This is a genomic window from Mycobacterium sp. DBP42, assembly GCF_005924235.1.
GTDB classification, from domain to species: Bacteria; Actinomycetota; Actinomycetes; order Mycobacteriales; family Mycobacteriaceae; genus Mycobacterium; species Mycobacterium syngnathidarum.
In genome coordinates, this window is record NZ_VCMY01000008.1 from 72690 (window position 1) to 94616 (window position 21927).

Sequence of the window (21927 nt, forward strand, 5' to 3'; positions counted from 1 at the left end):
GATGCCGCAATTCTGTTATTCTTCGCGCCATGTATTCAGCGTCCGGCAAGACTGAGAGCCATGTCTTGGCTCTCATTGCCGTGGGTTCGTGCGCTGTTGCTGACGTCGCCTGTTGTCGCTGACTCCACTCCGTCCGCGGATTGGTGTCGGTGGCGGTTCTGTGCCCGGATGCTCGTCGCGTGCCTCTCTCGCCTTTCCGACTGACGGACCTCGCAATGTCGGCTGCCCGTAAGAAAGGTCATCAGTGCCCGTTCACAAATCCAAGATCAGCAAGTTCTGGCGTACTGCCACCGTCCTGGCCGCCACTGCCGTCCTTGCGGTCGGCTGCGCCGGCGGTGCCAGTGATGTCGTCGGTGGCGATCAGGGTGCCGCGAACGCCGACACCACGCTGACGCTCGTCGCCTACGCAGTGCCGGAGCCGGGCTGGAGCAAGATCATCCCGGCGTTTGCCGCCACCGAGGAAGGCAAGGGCGTTGCGGTGCGGACGTCGTACGGGGCCTCGGGCGACCAGTCCCGGGCCGTGGCCGATGGCAAGCCCGCCGACATCGTCAACTTCTCGGTCGAGCCCGACATCGCCCGTCTGGTGAAGGCCGACAAGGTGCCCGATGACTGGAACGCGGGCAACACCAAGGGCACCCCGTTCGGTTCTGTGGTGTCCTTGGTGGTGCGCAAGGGCAACCCCAAGGGCATCAAAGATTGGGATGACCTGCTGCAGCCCGGGCTCGAGGTGGTCACTCCGAGTCCGCTGAGTTCGGGTTCGGCCAAGTGGAACCTGCTGGCGCCCTACGCGGTAAAAAGCAACGGCGGCAAGGATTCTGCTGCCGGTCTCGAGTTCGTCGACAAGCTGGTGACCGAGCACGTCAAGACCCGCCCGAGTTCGGGGCGCGAGGCCACCGACGTGTTCCTGCAGGGCACCGGCGACGTCCTGATCAGCTATGAGAACGAGGCGATCTACGTCGAGCGGCAGGGCAAGGACATCGAGCATGTCAACCCGCCGCAGACCTTCAAGATCGAGAACTCCGTCGCCGTCGTCAAGACCAGCGCGCACGCCGACAAGGCCAAGGCCCTGGCGAACTTCCTGCTCACCGCCGAGGGACAGAAGCTGTGGGCCGAGGCCGGATTCCGTCCGGTCAACCCCGCGGTGGCGGCGGACTTCGTCAAGGACTTCCCGACTCCGGAGAAGCTGTGGACGATCGCTGACCTCGGCGGATGGGACGAGGTCGACCCGGCGTTGTTCGACAAGGACAACGGCTCGATCACCAAGATCTACAAGCAGGCAACTGGATGACATCTGCAGCCCAGAACGACGCGGCCCAGCCCGATTCGGGTGTGCCCGCGCCGGCGGATCCCACCCTCGGCGCGCGGCCCGGCCGTTACGGAAGCACCTCGCTGCGCGTGGGTGCGGCCTCGATCTGGTTGAGCCTCATCGTCCTGCTGCCCTTGGCGGCGATCCTGTGGCAGGCCGCCGGCGGTGGGTGGAACGCCTTCTGGTCGGCTGTCACCTCCAACGCGGCCGTCGAATCGTTCCGGGTGACGCTGACCATCTCGGCCGGAGTCACGGTGGTGAACCTTGTTTTCGGTCTGATCGTGGCCTGGGTGCTGATCCGTGACGACTTCCCCGGCAAGCGGTTGGTCGACTCGGTGATCGACCTGCCCTTCGCCCTGCCGACGATCGTGGCGAGCCTGGTGATGCTGGCGCTGTACGGTCCGGCCAGTCCGGTCGGGTTGCACCTGCAGCACACCAAGTGGGGCGTCGGCGTCGCGCTGCTGTTCGTCACACTGCCGTTCGTGGTGCGCTCGGTGCAGCCAGTGCTGCTCGAGCTCGACCGGGAGACCGAGGAGGCGGCCGCCTCGCTGGGCGCCAACAACCGGGTGATCTTCTTGAAGGTGATCCTGCCGGCCTTGCTTCCGTCGCTGCTGTCGGGAGCGGGCCTCGCGTTCTCCCGTGCCATCGGTGAGTTCGGCTCGGTGGTGCTGATCGGTGGTGCGATACCGGGCGAGACCGAGGTGTCTTCGCAGTGGATCCGGACTCTGATCGAGAATGACGACCCTACCGGTGCTGCCGCGATCTCCGTTGTGCTGCTGCTGATCTCGTTCGCGGTGTTGTTGGTGCTGCGCGCAGTGGGTTCGCGGGCGGCCAAGCGGGAGGAGCTTTCGGCATGACGCTCTCACCGTCGGCGCGGTACCTGTTGCGCTTTCTGGCGCTGGCCTATGTGGCGGTGCTGGTGGTGGTCCCGGTCGGGTTGATCCTCCTGCGCACGTTCAGCCCGGGGATCGGCGCGTTCTTCGCATCGGTGGGCACGCCCGCGGCCATCTCGGCGCTGAACCTCTCGCTGTTGGTCGTGGCGATCGTGGTGCCGCTGAACGTGTTGTTCGGCGTTCCCACGGCCTTGGTGCTGGCGCGCAACCGGTTCCGCGGCAAGAGTGCCCTGCAGGCAATCATCGATCTGCCGTTCGCGGTGTCGCCGGTGGTTGTGGGTGTCGCACTGATCCTGCTGTGGGGTTCGGCCGGGTTGCTCGGATTTGTCGAGAACAACCTCGGCTTCAAGATCATCTTCGGGTTCCCCGGCATCGTGCTCGCCAGCATCTTCGTGACTGTCCCATTCGTCATCCGTGAGGTCGAGCCGGTGCTGCACGAGATCGGCACCGACCAGGAAGAGGCCGCCGCCACCCTGGGATCGACCTGGTGGCAGACGTTCTGGCGGATCACGCTGCCGTCGATCCGGTGGGGCCTGACCTACGGAATCGTGCTGACCATCGCCCGCACGCTCGGTGAGTTCGGTGCGGTGATCATGGTGTCCTCGAATCTTCCCGGCATCTCCCAGACGCTCACGCTGCTGGTGGCCGACCGCTACAACCGCGGCACCGACGAATCGGTGTACGGGGCGTATGCCCTCTCGACATTGCTCATGGCGGTTGCCGTGGTGGTGCTGGTTGTCCAGGTGATCCTCGACCGGCGCCGAACCAAGGCCGCGCAGTAGGCCCATAAGGAGACAAGAGCATGACCCAAGCGATCGTGGTTCGGGGCGCCAACAAGCATTACGGCGAATTCGCGGCGCTCGACAACATCGACTTCGAGGTGCCCTCAGGTTCGTTGACCGCGCTGCTGGGTCCCAGTGGCTCGGGCAAGTCCACGCTGCTGCGTGCCATCGCGGGCCTGGATCAGCCCGATACCGGAACCGTCACCATCAACGGGCGCGACGTCACCGGGGTGCCACCGCAGCGCCGGGGGATCGGGTTCGTGTTCCAGCACTATGCGGCCTTCAAACACCTGAATGTCCGCGACAACGTCGCCTTCGGCCTCAAGATTCGCAAGCGTCCGAAGGCCGAGGTCAAGGAGAAGGTCGACAATCTTCTGGAAGTGGTGGGGCTGGCCGGCTTTCAGACCCGCTATCCCAACCAGCTTTCCGGCGGACAGCGCCAGCGGATGGCGCTGGCGCGGGCTTTGGCGGTGGATCCGCAGGTGCTGCTGCTCGACGAGCCGTTTGGGGCGCTGGATGCCAAGGTGCGCGACGACCTGCGTAGCTGGTTGCGTCGCCTGCACGACGAGGTGCATGTCACCACGGTGTTGGTGACGCACGATCAGGCCGAGGCGCTGGACGTGGCGGATCGGATCGCGGTGCTCAACAAGGGCCGTATCGAACAGATCGGCTCGCCGACCGAAGTGTACGACGAGCCGGCGAACGCGTTTGTGATGTCGTTCCTGGGTGCGGTGTCGGAGCTGAACGGAATCTTGGTGCGCCCCCATGACATTCGTGTCGGCCGCACCCCGGAACTGGCCATCGCCGCAGGCGACGGCACCGCGGAGGCCACCGGGGTGTTGCGGGCCACCATCGACCGGATCGTGATGCTGGGCTTCGAGGTGCGGGTGGAGCTGACCAGTGCCGCAACCCATGTGCCGTTCACCGCGCAGATCACCCGGGGTGATGCCGAGGCGCTGGCGCTGCGCGAGGGTGACACCGTCTATGTGCGGGCGACGCGTGTTCCGCAGATCGCCGGGGGAGTGCAGGTTCCGGCGAGCGACGAGGACGAGGCGGTGACCGCCGGCTGAGACGGTCACGGCGCGCGGTCAGGCCAGGGTCAGGAACAACTTCTCCAACTCGGCGACGTCCATGGGTTCGTCGCTCTCGCCGGTGATGCATTCACGCAGACCGGTGGCGACGATCTTGAATCCGGCACGGTCCAGGGCTCGCGACACCGCGGCGAGCTGGGTGACGACATCCTTGCAGTCACGACCCTGCTCGATCATGGTGATGACGCCGGAGAGCTGCCCCTGCGCGCGCCGCAACCTGTTGAGGATTGCGGAGATCGATTCCTCGTCGCAGATCATGGTGTGCCCCTTTCATGTTGGGCTTCGTGGTTTCTACTATACCCGCGGGGGTATGGGGTGGTCAGGTTGTCGCCGTCGGTGGGCCGAAAAGCCACCGCAGCGGACACCATCCGAGCCGCGCGCAGCTGAGACTGCCGAGACCGCCCAGCCCGGTCAGGCCCGCGGCGGTGAGCCCGACGACGGGGTGCAGCTCCTGGCCGAGAATGACCGAGGCCATGACCAACACGAACCAGCCGAAGCCCCGGCGCACGACGTCGGGATCGACGTGCGCGGCCAGCCGGGTGCCCAGCAGGCTGCCCAACACCGCCGCGGCGGTAACCGCTCCGGCGATGGTCCAGTCGATCGGCACGGTACTCAGGTGTCCGGCCAGGCCCGCGGCCGAGTTCATCGTGATCACCAGCAGCGAGGTGCCCACCGCGACGGGCATGGGCAGGCCGCCCAGCAGCGCCAGCGCGGGCACCACGAGGAAGCCGCCGCCGGCGCCGACGGCGCCCGTCACCACACCGACCCCGAGCCCCATCAGCAGAACCTTGGCGATCGGCATCGTCCGCGCGGTCGGTGTGCATGCGTTGCGGCCCTTGATCATTGCGATACCGGTGGCAGTCATCACCACGGTGAAGGCGATCAGCAGTACCGATCCGGCGACGACGTAGCTCAGCAGGCCGCCCAGGTATGCCCCGACCATGCCGGCCGCCCCGAACAGCAGGCCGCTGCGCCACTGCACGTGGCCGGCACGGGCATGGGAGAGGGTGCTGACCGCGCTGGTGACCCCGACCACCACGAGCGACGTGGCGATCGCCTGCTTGGCTTCCATGCCGGCCACATAGGCCAGCAGCGGAACGGTCAGGATCGAGCCGCCCCCGCCGAGGAGTCCGAGTGACACCCCGACCAGGACGGCAAGCGCGACAGCGACGGCGATCATGCCAACGCGCCGGAAAGTGACTGCTTGGAGCCGATCAGCTGCTCGACGACGCTCTGCGCATCACAGGACGCGCCGCGGTTGTACGGCAGCTTGGCCAGCATCATGCCCATCGCGCAGGTGTTGGTCAGCGCCGCGGTGGTCAACCCGGCCCCGATCCCCGCGGCGACCCACTTGAGCTTGGGGGAGGCGATGCTGCCCAGGACGCTGCTCAGCACGATCGACCCCGCGACCAGGCGCACCTGCCGCTCGAGGTCCCAGCGCTGCGGGCCGCGGCGCACCGCGAATCCCTTGTCCTGCCAGGCCGTCATGCCGCCGTCGAGGATCGAGACGTTCGGCAGGCCGGCCTCACGCAAGGTCTGGCCGGCGGTGGTGGCCCGCTGCCCCGACCGGCAGACCAGCACGACATCCTCGTCGAGGTGCTGGGCGATCTCGTCACGGTGTTCCCGTAGCAGATCCAGTGGCACGTTGTAAGCGCCTGGAATATGGGCGGTTTCGAATTCACCGGGCGTGCGGACATCGATGAGCCGCGGGCCGGTGCCGGCTTGCTTGAGCTGGTTGAGCTCGACGGCGTCGATGATCGGCGAGGAGGACATCAGGCGAGACCTTTCAACATGAGGTTCCAGTACATGGCGGGCAGTCCGTACTTCTTCAGGTACCAGTAAGGCCGGTGCGGCTTGACCGGATCGAGGAGGGGGAAGGAGGGTTTGAGGGCGAAGTCGTAGTCGAACTCGGCCAGCAGCATGTCGTGTGAGGAGGTCACGATGGGGCAGGACGCGTAGCCGTCGTAGGATCCGGTGAGCGGGCGCCCGCTGAGTAGCGCGCCGATGTTCTCGACCACTACGGGCGCTTGTTTGCGAATGGCCGCACCGGTTTTCGAGTTCGGGGAAGATCCGGCATCGCCGAGGCCGAACACGTTCGGGTAGCGCACGTGTTGCATGGTGTGCTTGTCGATGTCGACGTATCCGTTGGCGTCTCCACCGACATGGCTTGTCGACAGCGGGCTGGCCTTGATCCAGTCCGGGGCCGATTGGTGCGGGACCGCGTGCAGCACGTCGTAGGGGAGCGTGGAGTCGGTACCTGCGCCGTCATTGCCGACACTGGTCACCGTCACCTTGCGGGACGCCGAATCGACGGCCCGCACTTCACTTCCGGCGTGCAACGTGATGCCGTAGTCAGCGATGACCTTGTCCAAGTTGTCGGCGATGGCCGGGATGCCGAAGATGCGCGGGGTCGGGACCACCAGGTGTACGTCGATATTGTCGAGCACGCCCTGACGTCGCCAGTGATCGCAGGCCAGGTAGGCGATTTTCTGGGGTGCCCCGGCGCATTTGATAGGCCCCGACGGCATGGTGAACACGGCGGTGCCCGACCGGGTGTCGCGGATGAATTCCCATGTGCGCGGGGCGAGATCGAAGCGGTAGTTCGACGACACACCGTCCTTGCCCAGGGTGTCGGTCAGGCCCTCGATGCGGTGCCAGTCCAACTGGATGCCCGGTGCCACCACGAGCACGTCGTAGCCGTAGGTCGCGCCGTCGGCACAGGTAACCGTGTTGGCGTCCGGGTCGACGGCCGTAACCGCACTCTTGATCCAGGTGGCGCCGCGCGGCATGACCGAGGCCTCGGCGCGCTCGGTTTCGGCGGCGGTGGCCTGGCCGCCGCCCACCAGGGTCCACAGCGGCTGGTAGTAGTGCTTGTCGGACGGCTCGATGATCGCCACGTCGGTGTAATGCTTGCGCAGCAACCGGGCTGCCACGGTGATCCCGGCCGTGCCGCCGCCGATGATCAGGACCTCGTGCTTGACTGGGGTCGACATGCTTGTTGTGTTTTCCTGTCTCTTTAGAGGGTGTGCGGTTCAGGCGGCGTGGGTGCTGTCAGCCCAGGCGCCGTAGCCGCCCAGGATGTCACTGACATCGGCGAAGCCGCGCTGGCGCAGCAGGCTGGCCGCCACCGAAGAGCGGTAGCCGCCGGCGCAGTAGACCACGGTCGGGCGGGTGGGATCCAGTTCGTCGGTCCGGTCCGCCAGCTGGCCCACCGGAATGTTCACGGCGCCCGGGACCATGCCTGCCTCGGTCTCGCCGGGATTGCGCACGTCGACGATCTGCAGGTCCGGCACCGTGTCCGCCCGCTCGCCGAAGGCCGTGGCCGTCAACCTCGAGGCGACCGTCACGTCGTCGGAGTGCTCGAACATCGTGCGCTCCGGATCGGCGAGGTAGCCCAGCACGCGGTCGAATCCGATGCGTGCCAGCCGGTTCTTGCCCTCACGCTCCTCGCCCGGTTCGGTCACCAGCACGATGTCGGCGTCGGGTTTGACCACCGAACCGGCGAATTCGGCGTAGCGCCCGGCCAGTCCGATGTTGATTGCATTGCGCAGATGGCCCAGGGCGAAGTCCTCGGGGCTGCGACCGTCGATCAACATGGCGCCGTTGCCGACGGCATCGGTGGCCCGGTGGTAATCCAGTGCCTCCGGCATCGCGTCCTCGTCCAGCAGAGCGCGGTCCTTGCGGTTGAGGATCGCGTCGTACACGAAGTAGCCAGGGGCCGGCGGCTGTCCTGCGGTGACCAGTTCGATGAAGGACTGCTTGTCCGGTGCCCGCAGGGCGTAGTTGGTCTGCTTCTGCTCGCCCATGGTGGACGACAGCTCGGTGGACAGATTCTTGCCGCAGGCCGATCCCGCACCGTGGGCGGGGAAGACCCGGGTGGCATCGGGCAGCGGCAGCAGCTTCTCGTGCAGCGAGTGGTAGAGCTTGTCGGCCAGCTCGTCGCGGGTGAAACCGATCGAGGCCAGCAGATCGGGCCGGCCGACGTCACCGATGAACAGGGTGTCGCCGGTCAGGACGCCGTAGGGCACCTCGTCGTCGGCGTGTTCATAGACCACGATGCTCATCGATTCCGGGGTATGGCCCGGGGTGTGGCGGAATTCCAGCACGACTTCGCCGAGCGAAATGCGTTGGCCGTCTTCGACTCCCAGGTGGTCGAACTCCGGCTGGGCGACCGAGGAGTACACGATCGAGGCGCCGGTGGCCTCGGCCAGCTCGAGGTGGCCGGACAGGAAGTCGGCGTGAAAATGGGTTTCGATCACATGGGTGATCTGCATGCCGAGTTGCTCGGCGTCGGCGACGTACTCGGAGACGTCGCGCTGGGGGTCGACGACGACGGCGTGACCCGATGACTCGTCACCGATCAGGTACGACGCGTGCGACAGACAGTCCAGGTAGTACTGGATGAACTTCATTGTTCGGCTCCTTGTCGGTTCGGGCTGTATACCTAGGGGGGTATCTCAATAGTCTCGAATATACCCCTTGGGGTATAGGAGTCAAGCTCATGAAAACGCCCCCGGGCGGTACCCGGGGGCGAGATTGCTTCTGGGGGAGACGGGGTCAGGCCGCGAAGCCGGCGCTGCGGGCGGCCAGCGCCTCTTCGTATCGATCCAGCACCGTGGCTGCCACCAGGCGATGCGCTCCGAGCGGTTCAGCCATCGGAATACCTGCAGCGCAAGCGAATTCGGCGACCCGGTCGGTGATCCGGCCGTGCGCCAGGAACCAGGGCGCGATCACCAAGCGTCGCGCGCCGCGTTCGTACAACCGATCCACCGCCTCCGGCAGGGACGGGGTCTGCCCTGTGGCGAACGCCACGTGTGTGCCGGCCCAGCGGGTGCCTTCGGCCAGTGCCGCGGCCAGCGCGGCGGTGCGCGCATTCGCAGCGGGGTGCGACGAGCCCACCCCCACCATGACGACGCCCAGATCGGCGTCGAATCGGGAAACACCCACCGCGGTCAGTCGCTCCCGGACCACCTGCAGCAGGCGGGGGTCGTCTCCGAGCACGCCGGCCTGGGTGACCGCGGCGCCGGAGTCGGCGATCAACTCTGGAATGTCGACCCTGGCGTGGTAGGCGCTGCCCAGCAGCAGTGGCACCACCACGGCACCCGGCTCCACGTCGGGCAGCACCTCGGTGAGGTTGGGTGCGTTCTGTTCACAGAACGCGACCCGTACCTCGGTGTCGGACAGCAGACGGCGCAGATGCCCGCCGATGGCATGCGCGTTCGCCGACGAGCGCGGGTCCGCGCTGCCGTGTGCGGTGAGAACGAGCGTCACAGAATCCTCACGAGGCGTGCAGCCCGCACTCCGTCTTGGCCTGGCCGGCCCACCGGCCGCTGCGCGGATCGGCGCCTTCGGCCGGCTTGGTCGTGCACGGGGCGCACCCGATGGACGGATAGCCGTCGTACACAAGCGGATTGACCAGGATGTCGTTGGCCTCGATGTAGCCCTGCATCTCGTCGTCGGACCAGGCTGCGATCGGGTTGATCTTCACCAGGCCGAAGGCGGCATCCCAGCTGATCAGCGGGGCATTGGCGCGCGTCGGTGCCTCCACCCGGCGGATACCGGTGACCCATGCGCTGTAGCCCGCCAGGGCCTTGCCCAGCGGTTCGACCTTGCGCATCCGGCAGCAGGCCGCGGCATCGCGGGCGAACAGGTCCACACCGTGCAGCTCATCCTGTTGGGCGACGGTGTTCTCGGGACGGACGTTCACCACGTTCACGCCGTAAACCTGCTCGACGGCGTCGCGGGTGCCGATGGTCTCGGCGAAGTGGTAGCCGGTGTCGAGGAACAGTACGTCGACGCCCGGGCGCACCTTGGCCGCCATCTCGACCAGGACGGCATCCTGCATGTTGGAGGCCACGACGTAGTTGCCGCCGAAGTGCTCGTCCGTCCAGCGCAGGAGCTCCTCGGCGCCGGCGTCGGCCAGCTCGGCCGCACCGCGCTCGGCGAGCTCGATCAATTCCGCTTCAGTCAATGTGCTCATCTCGCGATCTACCTCAAGTCCGCCTCGTCGGCCCGGATGGCCCACTGAGCGAAACGCTCGCCACCCTCGCGTTGTTTCACAAAATTGCGGACAATCCGCTCGATGTAGTCGCCGAGCTCGGTGGCCAGCACCTTGTGCTGACGCAGCTTGCGCCCGAAACCGCTGTCCAGACCGAGGCTGCCGCCGAGGTGAACCTGGAAGCCCTCCTCCGGGCCGTCGCCGTCGTCCACCATCTGGCCTTTGAAGCCGATGTCGGCGACCTGGATGCGGGCGCACGAGTTGGGGCAGCCGTTGATGTTCACGGTGACCGGCACGTCTAGCTCGGCGTTGAGGTCACCCAGCCGGGCTTCCAGCTCGGGAACCAGGTGCTGGGCGCGACCACGCGTGTCGGCGAAGCTCAGCTTGCAGTACTCGATACCGGTGCAGGCCATCAGGTTCTGCCGCCAGTGCGACGGCTGCGACTGCAGGCCGAGGGCGTCCAGACCCTCCCTGAGCTTGGCTAGATTCTCATCGGGGACGTCGAGGATGATCAGCTTCTGGTACGCGGTCAGGCGGGCACGGTCGGAACCGGCGGCCTCCATGAGATCGGCCACCTTGGTCAGGATCGTGCCCGACACCCGTCCGGCGATCGCCGAGACGCCGACCGCGTTGAGGCCGTTGCGGATCTTCTGCACGCCGACGTGGTCGACGGTGTGCGGCACCTGCTCCGGGGCCGGGCCGTCATGCAGTTCCCGGCCAAGATATTCCTGTTCGAGAACTTTCCTAAATTTCTCGACACCCCAGTCCTTGATCAGGAACTTCAGCCGCGCCTTCGAACGCAGCCGGCGGTAGCCGTAGTCGCGGAAGATCCCGACCACGCCGGCCCACACTTCGGCGACCTCTTCCAGCGGGACCCAGACGCCGACGCGCTGGGCCAGCATCGGGTTGGTGGACAGTCCGCCACCGACCCACAGGTCCAGGCCGGGCCCGTGCTCGGGGTGATTGACCCCGATGAACGACACGTCGTTGATCTCGTGGGCGACGTCCTGCAACCCCGAGATCGCGGTCTTGAACTTGCGCGGCAGGTTGGAGAACTCAGGGCTACCGATGTAGAGGCGCTCGATCTCCTTCAACGCCGGCGTGGGGTCCAGCACCTCGACCAGCGAATCGCCGGCCAGGGGAGACCCGAGCATGCCGCGCGGGCAGTCGCCGCAGGCCTCCATGGTCTGCAGGCCGACCTCGTCCAGGCGACGCCAGACCTCGGGGATGTCCTCGATGCGCAGCCAGTGGTACTGCAGGTTCTCCCGGTCGGTGATGTCGGCGCTGTCCCTGGCGAAGTCGACCGAGATCTCGCCGAGAGTGCGGACGGCCTGCGCGGAGAGCGCCTTGCCGTCGGTGCGCACCCGCATCATGAAGTACTCGGCCTCGAGCAGATCGGCGTTGTCGTCACCGGTGAAGGTGCCGTCGTAGCCTTCGGTGCGCTGGGTGTAGAGCCCCATCCACCGGAACCGTCCGCGCAGGTCGTCCTTGGCGATGCTGGCGAAGCCCTCGCGTGAGTAGACGTTGAGGATGCGATCGCGCACGTTGAGTGCGTCGTCCTCCTGCTTGAACTCCTCGTTGTGGTTGAGCGGCTCACGGCTGCCCAGCGCCCACTGGCCTTCGTCGCGGGGTTTCTTGGCGGGCCGGTCGGCCTTGGCAGGTGCCTCGGGGGTTGTCACTGTGGTGCTCCTCGGATAAAGGAGCTGGCATGTAGACCGCGCAGATCACCGGTGGCTGTCCGGCGGCGCAGATCCGGTGCCAGCTGAAACTATGGGGCGGGCGGGGTCCGAAATCAACGCGTGATCAGGGCAGACAGCAACAGCTACAGACGCGCTTGAAATCGACATGCCGACGAGCCACCAGCGCAATGCGGGTGGTGCTGTTGTGGGCGGCAGTCACGCCCGACATTCTGCCACGATTGTCGCCACCTGCCCTAACCGGGCCATATTTGTGTTCACGGTGAGCAAAAGTCGTCGCTGGACAGTCTGGGAAAATCAAACCATGACCACGCGCACCGAACTCACCGGCCAACCCCAGTTGGCTCACGTTCCAGGCCGCGCGTTCGGCATCTACATCCACGTTCCGTTCTGCGCGACCCGCTGTGGATACTGCGACTTCAACACCTACACGCCGGCTGAATTGGGGGGTGCCAATCCCGACGGCTGGCTGGCCGCCTTGCGCGTCGAGCTGCGGCTGGCGGCCGAGAACGTCGGTTCGGTGCCGGTGCAGACGGTGTTCGTGGGCGGTGGCACGCCCTCGTTGCTGGGCGGGGTGGGCCTGGCGGCGGTGCTCGGCGCGGTCCGCGACAATTTCGAGCTGGCCGTCGACGCTGAGGTCACCACCGAGGCGAACCCCGAATCCACTTCTCCGGAGATGTTCGCGACGCTGCGTGAGGCCGGCTACACCCGGGTATCGCTGGGTATGCAATCGGCTGCTCCGCAGGTGCTGGCCGTGCTGGACCGGACACACTCTCCGGGGCGCGCGCCCGCGGCCGCGGTGGAGGCCAGGGCCGCGGGGTTCGAACACGTCAACATCGATCTCATCTATGGCACGCCGGGGGAGACCGACGACGATCTGCGGCGCTCGATCGACGTCGCGGTGGGCGCCGGCGTCGACCACGTGTCGGCGTATTCGCTGATCGTCGAGGACGGCACCGCCCTGGCCCGCCGGGTACGCCGCGGCGACATCGCCCGCCCTGATGACGACGTGCTCGCCCAACGCTATGAACTGTTGGACAACCGGCTGTCGGCGGCGGGTCTGCGCTGGTATGAGGTGTCGAACTGGAGCCTCGAGGGCGGGCAGTGCCGACACAACCTCGGTTATTGGGGTGGCGGAGAGTGGTGGGGTGCGGGACCTGGGGCGCATGGTTTCCTGGGGGCTACCCGCTGGTGGAATGTCAAGCACCCCAACGCTTATGCCCAGGCATTGGCCGAGAATCGGTTGCCTGTCGCCGATTTCGAAGAACTTGGTGCCCGCGATCGCCATGTCGAGGAAGTGATGTTGCGGGTCCGGGTCCGCGACGGCCTGCCCGTGGCACTACTCGATGCCGGCGAACAGGAGCGGGCTGAAAATCTGCGTGGCGAAGGGCTTCTCCTGCGGCAAGGAGAAGCCCTGGTGCTGACCGACCGCGGCCGGTTACTCGCGGACGCGGTCGTTCGCGAGCTGCTGGCGTAAGCAGCGAGATCCGGGCGAATGCTCTGTGTGAACCCTGTGAGTCCGCTGTGTACACATGTGTGGGACGTGTGCGGAAGATATTGAGTCCGTAGCCAATTCGTGTCAGGGACGTAGGCCTGTGCAATGAGTTAGGCGAGGCTAAGCTTTGCCAAATGCTCACCAAGAACGACCAAGCTGACTGCAATGCTTCGGCCGCGCTCGCCTCATTCGAGCTGCCTGTGGGTGACAAGGCGACCGGCCCGGCCGATTTGGTCGCCGAGATTGCCCGCGCGCTGTCCGAAGACGGCAGTGATTACGTGGTGTACGAGCGAGGGAACCGCTGGATCCTGGCGTGCGGAGCGCAGTGTGGTGTCGAACTGGACAGCGATGAGCTGCGCCTCACCCGGGATGGAGTGGTTGCGGCACGACGGCCGTGGACCGGCAGGCCGGGCGCGGTGCTCGGCGAAGCGGTCGATCTCATGCTCGCCGACGCCGAGACCAGTGCCGACACCGCATTCGGCTGGGTCGCATTCGAATTCGGCGCGTACAAGTTCGGACTCGAAGACCGGTTGCCGCCGAAGACCCCGCTGGCACGGGTGTTCAGTCCGCTGACGCAGATCGAGGTAACCGCGGAACGGGTCACGGTCCTCGGTGGCCTCGTGAGCCACCACGGCGTCGTGCGACGCCTGATCGCCGAGGGTGCCCCGTCGACGGCGGCCCCTCGCGCCGTCGACATCCGCCAGGACGGTAGCGGCTATCGCGACCGGGTGGCGTCCGCGATCGAGGAGATCGGCCGGGGCCGGTATCAGAAGGTGATCCTGTCGCGGCGCTTCGACGTGCCCTTCCGGCTCGACTTTCCGTCGACCTACCGGCTGGGCCGCCGGCACAACAACCCGGCCCGCTCATTCCTGTTGCGGCTCGGTGCGCTTCGCGCGCTGGGCTACAGCCCCGAGCTCGTCGCCGCGGTGCATCAGGACGGGTTTGTGGTCACCGAGCCGCTGGCCGGCACCAGGGCGTTCGGTCGCGGCGCGGCCGACGATCAGGCGGCCCGTGACGATCTCGAGTCCAACTCCAAGGAAATCGTCGAACACGCGATCTCGGTGCGCAGCTCGCTCAAGGAGATCGCCGAAGTCGCCGAACCCGGCACCGCGACCGTCACCGACTTCATGACCATTCGGGAGCGCGGCAGCGTGCAGCACCTGGGATCCACCGTAGGGGCGCGCCTCGACCCGTCGATGGATCGAATGGATGCGTTGGAGGCGCTGTTCCCTGCCGTGACGGCTTCGGGAATTCCCAAGGCCGAGGGCGTCGAGGCGATACTGCGCCACGACGAGCTGCCCCGTGGTCTGTATTCCGGCGCGGTGACGATGTTCTCGGCTGACGGATCTCTCGACGCGGCGCTCGCATTGCGGGCGGCCTACGAGGCCGACGGGCACACCTGGCTGCGGGCCGGGGCCGGCATCATCGCCGAGTCCACGCCCGACCGCGAGTTCGAGGAGACGTGCGAGAAGCTGAGCACGCTGTCGCCGTATCTCATCGAGGAGGCCGGGCCGACATGTGAGTGAGCTAACACGTCGCGGGTGGCTTCGCGCGATGCCCGACAGTTAGCCGAAACGGCCGCGTCGTGCCGGAAAAATGCACGTCATCGCCGCCTGGGGGCTTTCCAGGAGATTCACAGGTGGTTCTGAGGTAGAGCCCATGCCCATTCGAGTGGTGTGCCACTATGGTCCGCATGTCGGCAGCGTATTTAGGCAAGCCTACCCAGACTTACCTTCCTCTCCTTTCCTCGGAGTCCTGCTGAGATGGCATCCGAGACCTCGACCCCGGAACCTGTCGCCGTCATCGGACTGGGCTGCCGTGTCGCCGGCAGCGTTGCCACGCCTTCGGACTTCTGGAATTTCCTGCTGGAAGGACGCAGCAACGTCACAGAGGTGCCCGAGGAGCGGTGGGAGCCCTACCTGAGGCGCGATCCGCGCAACGCGGCGGTCCTGCGCGAGGTCACCCGGCTCGGTACCTTCCTCGACGACCTGGCCGGATTCGATGCCGAGTTCTTCGGGGTCTCACCGCGCGAGGCCGAGGTGATGGATCCTCAGCAGCGGCTCGCGCTCGAGGTCAGCTGGGAGGCCCTTGAGCACGCGGGAGTCTCACCGCGGGCGCTGGCCGGCAGCGACACCGCGGTACTGATGGGCGTCAACTCCGACGATTACGGCAAGTTGATCATGGAGGACCTGCCAGGCATCGACGCGTGGACCGGTATCGGAACGTCGTTGTGCGGCATCGCCAACCGGGTCTCGCATCTGCTCGATCTGCGAGGCCCCAGTGTGGCGCTGGACGCGGCATGCGCGGCCTCACTGGTCGCGGTCCACCAGGCGTGCCAGATGCTGCGCGCCGGTGAGACCTCACTGGCGTTGGCCGGTGGGGTGAGCGCGCTGATCGGCCCTGGTTTGACCCGGGTGCTCGACGAGGCCGGGGCCACTGCGCCCGACGGCCGCTGCAAGACTTTTGACGCCGCCGCGGACGGTTACGGGCGCGGCGAGGGTGCGGGTGTGGTGGTGCTCAAGCGCCTCGCCGACGCCGAGCGCGACGGTGACCGCATCCTGGCAGTGGTGCGAGGAGGTGCCACTGCACAGGACGGGCGCACCGTGGGCATCATGTCGCCCAACGGTGCCGCCCAGGCCGACATGTTCCAGCTCGCGTGCCGGATGTCAGGTGTCGACCCGGCTGGTGTCGGATATGTCGAGGCGCACGGAACCGGAACGCCCACCGGCGATCCCACTGAGGTTGGGGCGCTGGCTCAGGTGTACGGCGCGGGGCGGGCCGAGGCGGATCGGTGCCGCATCGGGTCGGTCAAACCCAACATCGGCCACCTCGAGGGCGGGGCCGGGGTGATGGGCCTGATCAAGACGGTCCTGGCCCTGCATCATGAGGCGATCCCGCCGACGGCCGGGCTGCGGGAACTCACCGGCGCGGTCGACTGGGCCGGCAGCGGGCTTCGGGTGCCCACCGAGGTCGAACCCTGGCCCCGCACCGACACACCCCGCCAGGCTGCGGTGTGCAGCTACGGCTACGGCGGCACGATCGCCCACATCCTTCTCGAAGAGGCTCCGGCACAACAGGACTCGACGCCACCCGCTGCATCCCGTCCGATGATCGTCCCACTGTCGGCACGGTCCGAGCCGCGCCTGACCCGTCAGGCCGAAGCGTTGGCCGACCACCTGCGGGCCGGGCATCACGGGGTGGCCCCGGTGGCCGCCGCACTGTGGGCCCGGCGCAGCCACGAGCCGGTCCGGGCGGCCGTCGTCGCCGAACACCGGCACGAGCTGATCGCCGGTCTCGACGCACTGTCCCGTGGCGAACCCGGTGCCGGGCTGGTCACCGGCGCGGTTCCGGGCGGGCAGGGCGCCGACGCGGTGTGGGTGTTCTCCGGACATGGTTCGCACTGGGCCGGCATGGGGCGCGAGTTGCTCGAAGCGGAGCCAACTTTCGCCCGTGTCATCGACGAGGTCGACGAGGTCTTCGGACGTGAGCTCGGGTTCTGTGCCCGCGAGGCGCTGAGCACGGGTGAGCTCGGCGGCACCGACCGGATCCAGGCGCTGACGTTCGCGATGCAAGTCGGGCTGGCCGCGGTCCTGCGCGAGCGGGGTGTGCGGCCCGCCGCGGTGATCGGACACTCGGTCGGTGAGGTGGCGGCCTGCGTCGTCTCCGGCGTGTTCGATTTACGCCAGGGCGCGGCGGTGGCCTGCTACCGAGCCCGTGGGTTCCGGTCCGTGATGGGTTGTGGCGCCATGGCTTTGGTGCGGTTGCCGTTCGCCGAGGCCGCACAGCGGCTGTCGGATCGCACCGATGTGGTCGCCGCCATCAGCGCATCGGCCGAATCCTGCGTCATCTCGGGAGTCACCGGGGCTGTCGAGGAAGTCTGCCGGTCTTGGGGTGAGCAGGGAATCGTGGTGCGCCGGGTCAATACCGACGTGGCATTCCACAGTCCCGCGATGGACGACCTGACCGGTGCTCTGGCGTCCAACGTCGCCGGGCTCAATCCGCCTGGGGACGCGGTGATCCCGCTGTACACCACCGCGCTGGCCGACCCCCGCTCCAGCGCGCCGCGCGACGCCGACTACTGGGTACACAACCTGCGCGGGCAGGTCCGGTTCGCCGAGGCCGTCACCGCCGCGGCCGAGGACGGGCACCGGCTGTTCCTCGAGGTGTCCGCGCATCCGGTGGTCGCGCATTCGATCGTCGAGACCCTGCTGCACCTGGGAATCGACGACCATGCCGTCGTCCCGCTGCTGCGTCGAGAAACCTCCGAGCAGCCCGCCGTCATGACCGCGATCGCCTCGCTGTACTGCCATGGTGCCGATGTCGAACACGGTGTCGCCGAAGCTGATCCGTGGGCCGCCGACCTCCCGGTCACCCAGTGGCAACACCGGCACTTCTGGCGAGTCCCCTCCGCGACCCCCGGCGGCCGGGCGGTGCACGACACCACCGGTCACACGCTGCTGGGCGGCCGCACCGACGTGGCCGGGACGGTCGCCACCCGGATGTGGCAGACCCGGCTGGACTTCGACACCCGGCCCTACCCTGGTGACCATCCGGTGCAGGGCACCGAAATCGTGCCTGCTGCCGTGCTGTTGAGCACGTTCCTGGCGGCAGCGGGCTCCGGCGCAGCGCTCTCGGACGTGTGGCTGCGCACGCCGGTCGCACCGGCCCGAGCCCGCGACCTCCAGGTGGTGCTGGTCGACCGCGAGTTGACCCTGGCCTCACGGCTGGCTGATGCCGCCGAGGATCAGGACGGCGGGTGGCTGACGCACAGCAGCGCGGTGGCGGATCGAGAGCGTTGCACAGTTGCCGATATCGACCTGGATGCGGCCCGTGGCCGGTGCGCCGAGCTGCTGGGTCCGCGTCACGTCATCGACACCCTTGCTGAACTCGGCGTCGCGGCGATGGGATTCGGCTGGGACATCACGGATCTGCGCCGCGGTGAGGGCGAGCTGCTGGCCCGGGTCAGTTCCGAGCCGGACGGCACGCGGCCGAACACCTGGGCCTCGCTGGTGGACGCGGCCACTTCGGCCGCCTCGACCAGCTTCGACGGTCCGCCGCGACTGCGGATGCCGGCCCGGATCGAACGGCTTGACGTGCACGGCGAGCCGCCGGCCACCGCGATGCTGTCGGTACGCCGCAGGCTCGGTACCACCACCACCGACGTGGCGCTCACCGACGAGACCGGATCGGTCTTGTTGTCGATCCGCGGGATGACTTTCGAAGAGCTGGAGAACCCGGGTCGCGAATCCTCGGCGACCGACGTCCGCAAGATCGTGCACCAGGTGTCGTGGCAGCAGGTGTCCGCCCGCGGTGAGCTGCCTCCCAGCGGGGTGGTGCTGGTCGGCGGCGACGTCGATCGGCTGGAAGCCGCGGTTGACGATCTGACGGCGGCGGGCGTGCCGTATGTGGCGGTGGAAGACCCCGCGGAGCTGGATTCGGTGATCGAATGTGGCTCGCTGCCAAGCAGTCTCGGCGATCGAGCGGTGGTGCTGGTATTACCGCGCGATGACGACGCGCCCGGGGCCGCCGTCGATCTGGTCACCCGAACGCTGGCTCTGCTGCAGCGCTTGGGGGTGTCGGCACGACTGTGGGCGCTCACTGTCGGCGTGCACGAGGGGGCCAACGTCACCCACGCGCCGCTGTGGGGGCTGGGCCGTGTCGCGGCCGCGGAGCATCCGCAGTTGTGGGGCGGTGTGGTCGACGTGGCCGACGGGCGCCTGCCCCTGGACGCACTGGGGTCGCTGGCCGGACACGGTGTGCTGGTGGTCCGCGACGGGGTCGCGCTGGCTGCCCGGCTCTCCGGATCGACTTCGCCTGCCGCGGCGCCTGCGAGCCCCATGCAGTGTGTGCCGGGCGGCACGTATCTGATCACCGGCGGCACCGGTGCGCTCGGGCTGCGGATGGCTCAGCACCTGGCCGATCTCGGAGCGCGCCGTCTGGTGCTCCTGTCGCGCTCGGGCTTGCCCGCCCGTTCGGTCTGGGCCGAGAACCCACAGTCGACGTCGATCCGCGCGGTCGCCGCGCTCGAGGAACGGGGTGTGTCGGTCACGGTGGCCGCGGTGGACGTCGGAGCGCCGGGATCGGCAGATGCCCTGCGGGACGTGCTGCGCCCGTTGCCGCCGGTGCGTGGCGTCATCCACGCGGCGGGGGTGGAAGCCGGTGCGCTGTTGATGAATACGACGGCCGACGAGTTCGCCGCCGCCATGCATCCCAAGGTGCAGGGCACGCTCGTCCTGCATGAGGTGTTCCCACCCGAGCGGCTCGACTGGATGGTGCTGTTCTCTTCGTGCGGCTACCTCGCCGGTTTCCCCGGACAGGGCGCCTACGGTTGTGCCAACGCGTTCCTCGACGGAATGGCGCGGCACCGGCGCAGTCTCGGTGACCGCACCACCGCCGTCGCGTGGACGGCGTGGCGCGGGTTGGGAATGGGATCGGCGTCGGAATTCGTCGCGGCGCAGCTCGACGCGCTCGGTATGGGCTCCGTCGGTGCCGAGGACGCGATGCGGGCCCTGGAGCTGGCGATGCGTGAGGACACGGCCAACGTCGTGGTGCTGCCGGTCCTGCCTGCCGCGGCGGCCGTGCCGATCTTGGCGGCGGTGGCGCCCGAGGAGGAACCCGACGACATAGCGGAGCCGGCCGCGGGTGAGTTCGATCCCGAGCAGCTCGCGTCTCACGTATTGACCGCGGTGGCCGGCCAATTGGGGCTGGCGGAATCCGACGTGAACATCGACCTGCCGCTGGTGGAATTGGGCGTCGACTCGATCATGACGGTGCGGCTGCGCCGTCAGCTGGAGAAGCAGACCGGGCTGTCACTGCCGCCGACCCTGCTGTGGGAGCACCCCACCGCGGCGGCCGTGACTGCCAGGATCATCGAGCTGCTGGACCCCGCCGCGAAGCGTGAGGTGCCGGTGGGGCATTAACCGCTGATCGTGGCGATCAGCTTCTTCTTGTCGACCTTGCCCACTGCCGTGGAGGGCAAGCTCGGCACGGGGACGAGCACGTCGGGCCGGGCGTGAGCCGACGCCCCGCGCTGGTCGAGGAACTCGTTGAGCTCGACCAAGGTGACCGGCGCACCCTTGAACACCACTGCAGCGCAGATCTTTTCGCCGAGGTAGTCGTCGGGCAGTGCCACCGCCGCAGCCGCATACACGGCCGGGTGAGCCAGCAGATGGTCCTCTAGGTCGGTGGCCGAGACCGTCTCGCCGCCACGATGGATGACGTCTTTGATCCGGCCGGTCACCTCGACGTAGCCGGCCCGTGGCCCGTCGGTGAAGATCCGGACCCGGTCCCCGGTGCGGAAGAATCCGTCGGGGCTGAACGACCGGGCGTTTGCCTCCTCGGCGCGGTAGTAGCCGTTGAGCGTGTAGGGCCCGCGCACCAGCAGTTCGCCCTCCTGGCCGGAAGCGACCTCGTGGCCGTCCTCGTCGACCACCCGCATCTCGTCGTGCGGCGACATCGGCCGGCCCTGGGTGTGTTCCACCACCTCCACCGGATCGCCCGGCCGGGTGAAATTCAGCATCCCTTCGGCCATTCCGAAGATCTGCTGTAGTCCCGGGCTCAGGCCCTCTCGGATGAAACGCGCCTCGTCCGGGGACATCCGTGACCCGCCCACCTGGACCACCCGCAACGAGGTGGGCAGGACCGGCTCCCAGTCACAGGCCTGCGTCCACAGCTTGGCCAGGGCGTTGACGAGCCCGGTCACTGTGACGCCGTGGGAGTTGATCAGGGGGAACACCGACTCCGGGCTGGGGTCGTCGGTATAGACGGTGGTGGCACCGACCGTCATCGAGCCGAGCAGGCCGGGGCAGGCGAACGGGAAGTTGTGTCCTGCCGGCAGAACCGCGAGATACACGTCCTCGTGCACCATCGCGCAGGCCTGGGCGCACGCCGTGGCGTTGTACAGATAGTCGTCGTGGGTACGGGGGATGAGCTTGGGCAGGCCGGTGGTTCCGCCGGACACCAGCAGGACGGCCGGACCGGTGGTGTCGACGGTGACGTTCGGCGGCCCGGGCTGATCGAAATCTTCGAGGGCCGACCAGGATTGGAAGTCGCCAGGGTTCCCGTCGACAAAGACGTGACTCAGCCGCGGATGCTCGGAGGTGAGTTGAGTGGCCAGCTCCCGGTAGTCGAATCCGGCGATGGCATCGGGAATCACCAAGCCGACAGCGCCGCTGAGGTCGGCGAAATGGCCCAGCTCGGCCGACCGGTGACCGGGCAGGCACAGGACGGGAACCACCCCGGCGCGAAGCAGGCCAAACGTTGCCACCGCGAATTCGCGCGTATTCGGCAGCTGCACCAGGAAGCGGTCACCGGGCCTGACGCCGCGCGCGGCCAGCGCTGCCCCGATGCGGTCGGCGAGCGCGTCCAGTTCGGCGAACGTGTGGGCCCCGGTGGCATCGACCACGGCGGGCTTGTCCGGCCAGCGCTGCGCGGCGTCGCGCAGGATGCTGTCGAGCGGTTTGCCCTGCCAGTACCCGGCCTGGCGGTATACCGCGGCGCGGTCCTCGGGGAACGGGGTGAATCCGTTTGCCAGTTCGTCCTGTTGGCGGTCAAAACCGGTGGTCATCGGTGTTCTCGGCTCCCGTCGGGTGGTTGTGTCAGCAGATCGAATATAGGGTAACCTCCACTAAGTTAGGGCAGCCTTTACTAATTGTTTGGAGGATGA

The 21927-nt window shown here is 67.6% G+C and carries 18 protein-coding genes; 8 read left to right on the forward strand and 10 right to left on the reverse strand.

The genetic code is table 11. The features are described 5' to 3' along the window. Positions 1 to 29 precede the first annotated feature (29 nt). The 5 genes from E0T84_RS32700 to E0T84_RS11260 all read left to right on the forward strand — a co-directional run bounded on the left by E0T84_RS32700 (position 30) and on the right by E0T84_RS11260 (position 4051). Positions 30 to 122, forward strand: coding sequence for an Ms4533A family Cys-rich leader peptide (locus E0T84_RS32700; RefSeq protein WP_358024091.1), 93 nt, complete (start codon positions 30 to 32; stop codon positions 120 to 122). Between the two features lie 122 nt (positions 123 to 244). Next, positions 245 to 1288: a sulfate ABC transporter substrate-binding protein gene (locus tag E0T84_RS11245; RefSeq protein ID WP_070189077.1), complete on the forward strand. Its 1044-nt coding sequence runs from the start codon at positions 245 to 247 to the stop codon at positions 1286 to 1288. After that, positions 1285 to 2163: a sulfate ABC transporter permease subunit CysT gene (gene cysT, locus E0T84_RS11250; RefSeq protein ID WP_070189078.1), complete on the forward strand. Its 879-nt coding sequence runs from the start codon at positions 1285 to 1287 to the stop codon at positions 2161 to 2163. The genes E0T84_RS11245 and cysT overlap by 4 nt, the downstream gene beginning before the upstream one ends. Further along, on the forward strand, positions 2160 to 2981 hold the full coding sequence (gene cysW, locus E0T84_RS11255; RefSeq protein ID WP_070189079.1) for a sulfate ABC transporter permease subunit CysW: 822 nt from the start codon (positions 2160 to 2162) through the stop codon (positions 2979 to 2981). Before cysT ends, cysW begins: the two co-directional genes overlap by 4 nt. A 20-nt stretch (positions 2982 to 3001) precedes the next feature. Beyond that, the gene (locus E0T84_RS11260; RefSeq protein ID WP_070189080.1) at positions 3002 to 4051 is read left to right on the forward strand and encodes a sulfate/molybdate ABC transporter ATP-binding protein; all 1050 of its coding nucleotides are present in this window, start codon (positions 3002 to 3004) and stop codon (positions 4049 to 4051) included. A gap of 18 nt (positions 4052 to 4069) precedes the next feature. Here the strand turns inward: E0T84_RS11260 and E0T84_RS11265 are convergent, their stop codons facing one another. From E0T84_RS11265 to E0T84_RS32705, 9 genes are all read right to left on the reverse strand, one after another. Beyond that, complete coding sequence (locus E0T84_RS11265) at positions 4070 to 4330, reverse strand: metal-sensitive transcriptional regulator (RefSeq protein ID WP_036449197.1); 261 nt, start codon at positions 4328 to 4330, stop codon at positions 4070 to 4072. Between the two features lie 61 nt (positions 4331 to 4391). Next, positions 4392 to 5252, reverse strand: a complete 861-nt coding sequence (locus E0T84_RS11270) for a sulfite exporter TauE/SafE family protein (RefSeq protein ID WP_138744488.1) — start codon at positions 5250 to 5252, stop codon at positions 4392 to 4394. Further along, entirely contained in the window at positions 5249 to 5845 is a 597-nt protein-coding gene (locus E0T84_RS11275) for a rhodanese-like domain-containing protein (protein WP_070189082.1), read from the reverse strand. Before E0T84_RS11275 ends, E0T84_RS11270 begins: the two co-directional genes overlap by 4 nt. Continuing rightward, complete coding sequence (locus tag E0T84_RS11280) at positions 5845 to 7065, reverse strand: FAD/NAD(P)-binding oxidoreductase (RefSeq protein WP_138744489.1); 1221 nt, start codon at positions 7063 to 7065, stop codon at positions 5845 to 5847. Before E0T84_RS11280 ends, E0T84_RS11275 begins: the two co-directional genes overlap by 1 nt. 39 nt (positions 7066 to 7104) lie before the next feature. After that, positions 7105 to 8484, reverse strand: a complete 1380-nt coding sequence (locus E0T84_RS11285) for a rhodanese-like domain-containing protein (RefSeq protein WP_075909526.1) — start codon at positions 8482 to 8484, stop codon at positions 7105 to 7107. 145 nt (positions 8485 to 8629) lie between these two features. Further along, complete coding sequence (locus E0T84_RS11290) at positions 8630 to 9343, reverse strand: sirohydrochlorin chelatase (protein WP_138744490.1); 714 nt, start codon at positions 9341 to 9343, stop codon at positions 8630 to 8632. A 7-nt stretch (positions 9344 to 9350) separates the two neighbouring features. Continuing rightward, positions 9351 to 10052, reverse strand: coding sequence for a phosphoadenylyl-sulfate reductase (locus tag E0T84_RS11295; RefSeq protein ID WP_138744491.1), 702 nt, complete (start codon positions 10050 to 10052; stop codon positions 9351 to 9353). A gap of 8 nt (positions 10053 to 10060) precedes the next feature. Further along, positions 10061 to 11749: a nitrite/sulfite reductase gene (locus E0T84_RS11300; RefSeq protein WP_070189087.1), complete on the reverse strand. Its 1689-nt coding sequence runs from the start codon at positions 11747 to 11749 to the stop codon at positions 10061 to 10063. A 124-nt stretch (positions 11750 to 11873) separates the two neighbouring features. Then, positions 11874 to 11978, reverse strand: a complete 105-nt coding sequence (locus E0T84_RS32705) for an Ms4527A family Cys-rich leader peptide (protein WP_350222970.1) — start codon at positions 11976 to 11978, stop codon at positions 11874 to 11876. 93 nt (positions 11979 to 12071) lie between these two features. Between E0T84_RS32705 and hemW the strand changes: the two genes are divergently transcribed. The 3 genes from hemW (at position 12072) to E0T84_RS11320 (ending at position 20182) form a co-directional block, all read left to right on the forward strand. Continuing rightward, positions 12072 to 13244, forward strand: a complete 1173-nt coding sequence (hemW, locus tag E0T84_RS11310; protein WP_138744492.1) for a radical SAM family heme chaperone HemW — start codon at positions 12072 to 12074, stop codon at positions 13242 to 13244. A 152-nt stretch (positions 13245 to 13396) separates the two neighbouring features. Continuing rightward, positions 13397 to 14788: a salicylate synthase gene (locus E0T84_RS11315; protein ID WP_138744493.1), complete on the forward strand. Its 1392-nt coding sequence runs from the start codon at positions 13397 to 13399 to the stop codon at positions 14786 to 14788. 237 nt (positions 14789 to 15025) lie between these two features. After that, positions 15026 to 20182 (forward strand): type I polyketide synthase, encoded by a 5157-nt coding sequence (locus E0T84_RS11320; RefSeq protein WP_138744494.1) that lies wholly within the window; start codon positions 15026 to 15028, stop codon positions 20180 to 20182. Here the strand turns inward: E0T84_RS11320 and E0T84_RS11325 are convergent. Continuing rightward, complete coding sequence (locus E0T84_RS11325; RefSeq protein ID WP_138744495.1) at positions 20179 to 21828, reverse strand: (2,3-dihydroxybenzoyl)adenylate synthase; 1650 nt, start codon at positions 21826 to 21828, stop codon at positions 20179 to 20181. The two genes, E0T84_RS11320 and E0T84_RS11325, sit on opposite strands and share 4 nt — an antisense overlap. Positions 21829 to 21927 lie beyond the last annotated feature (99 nt).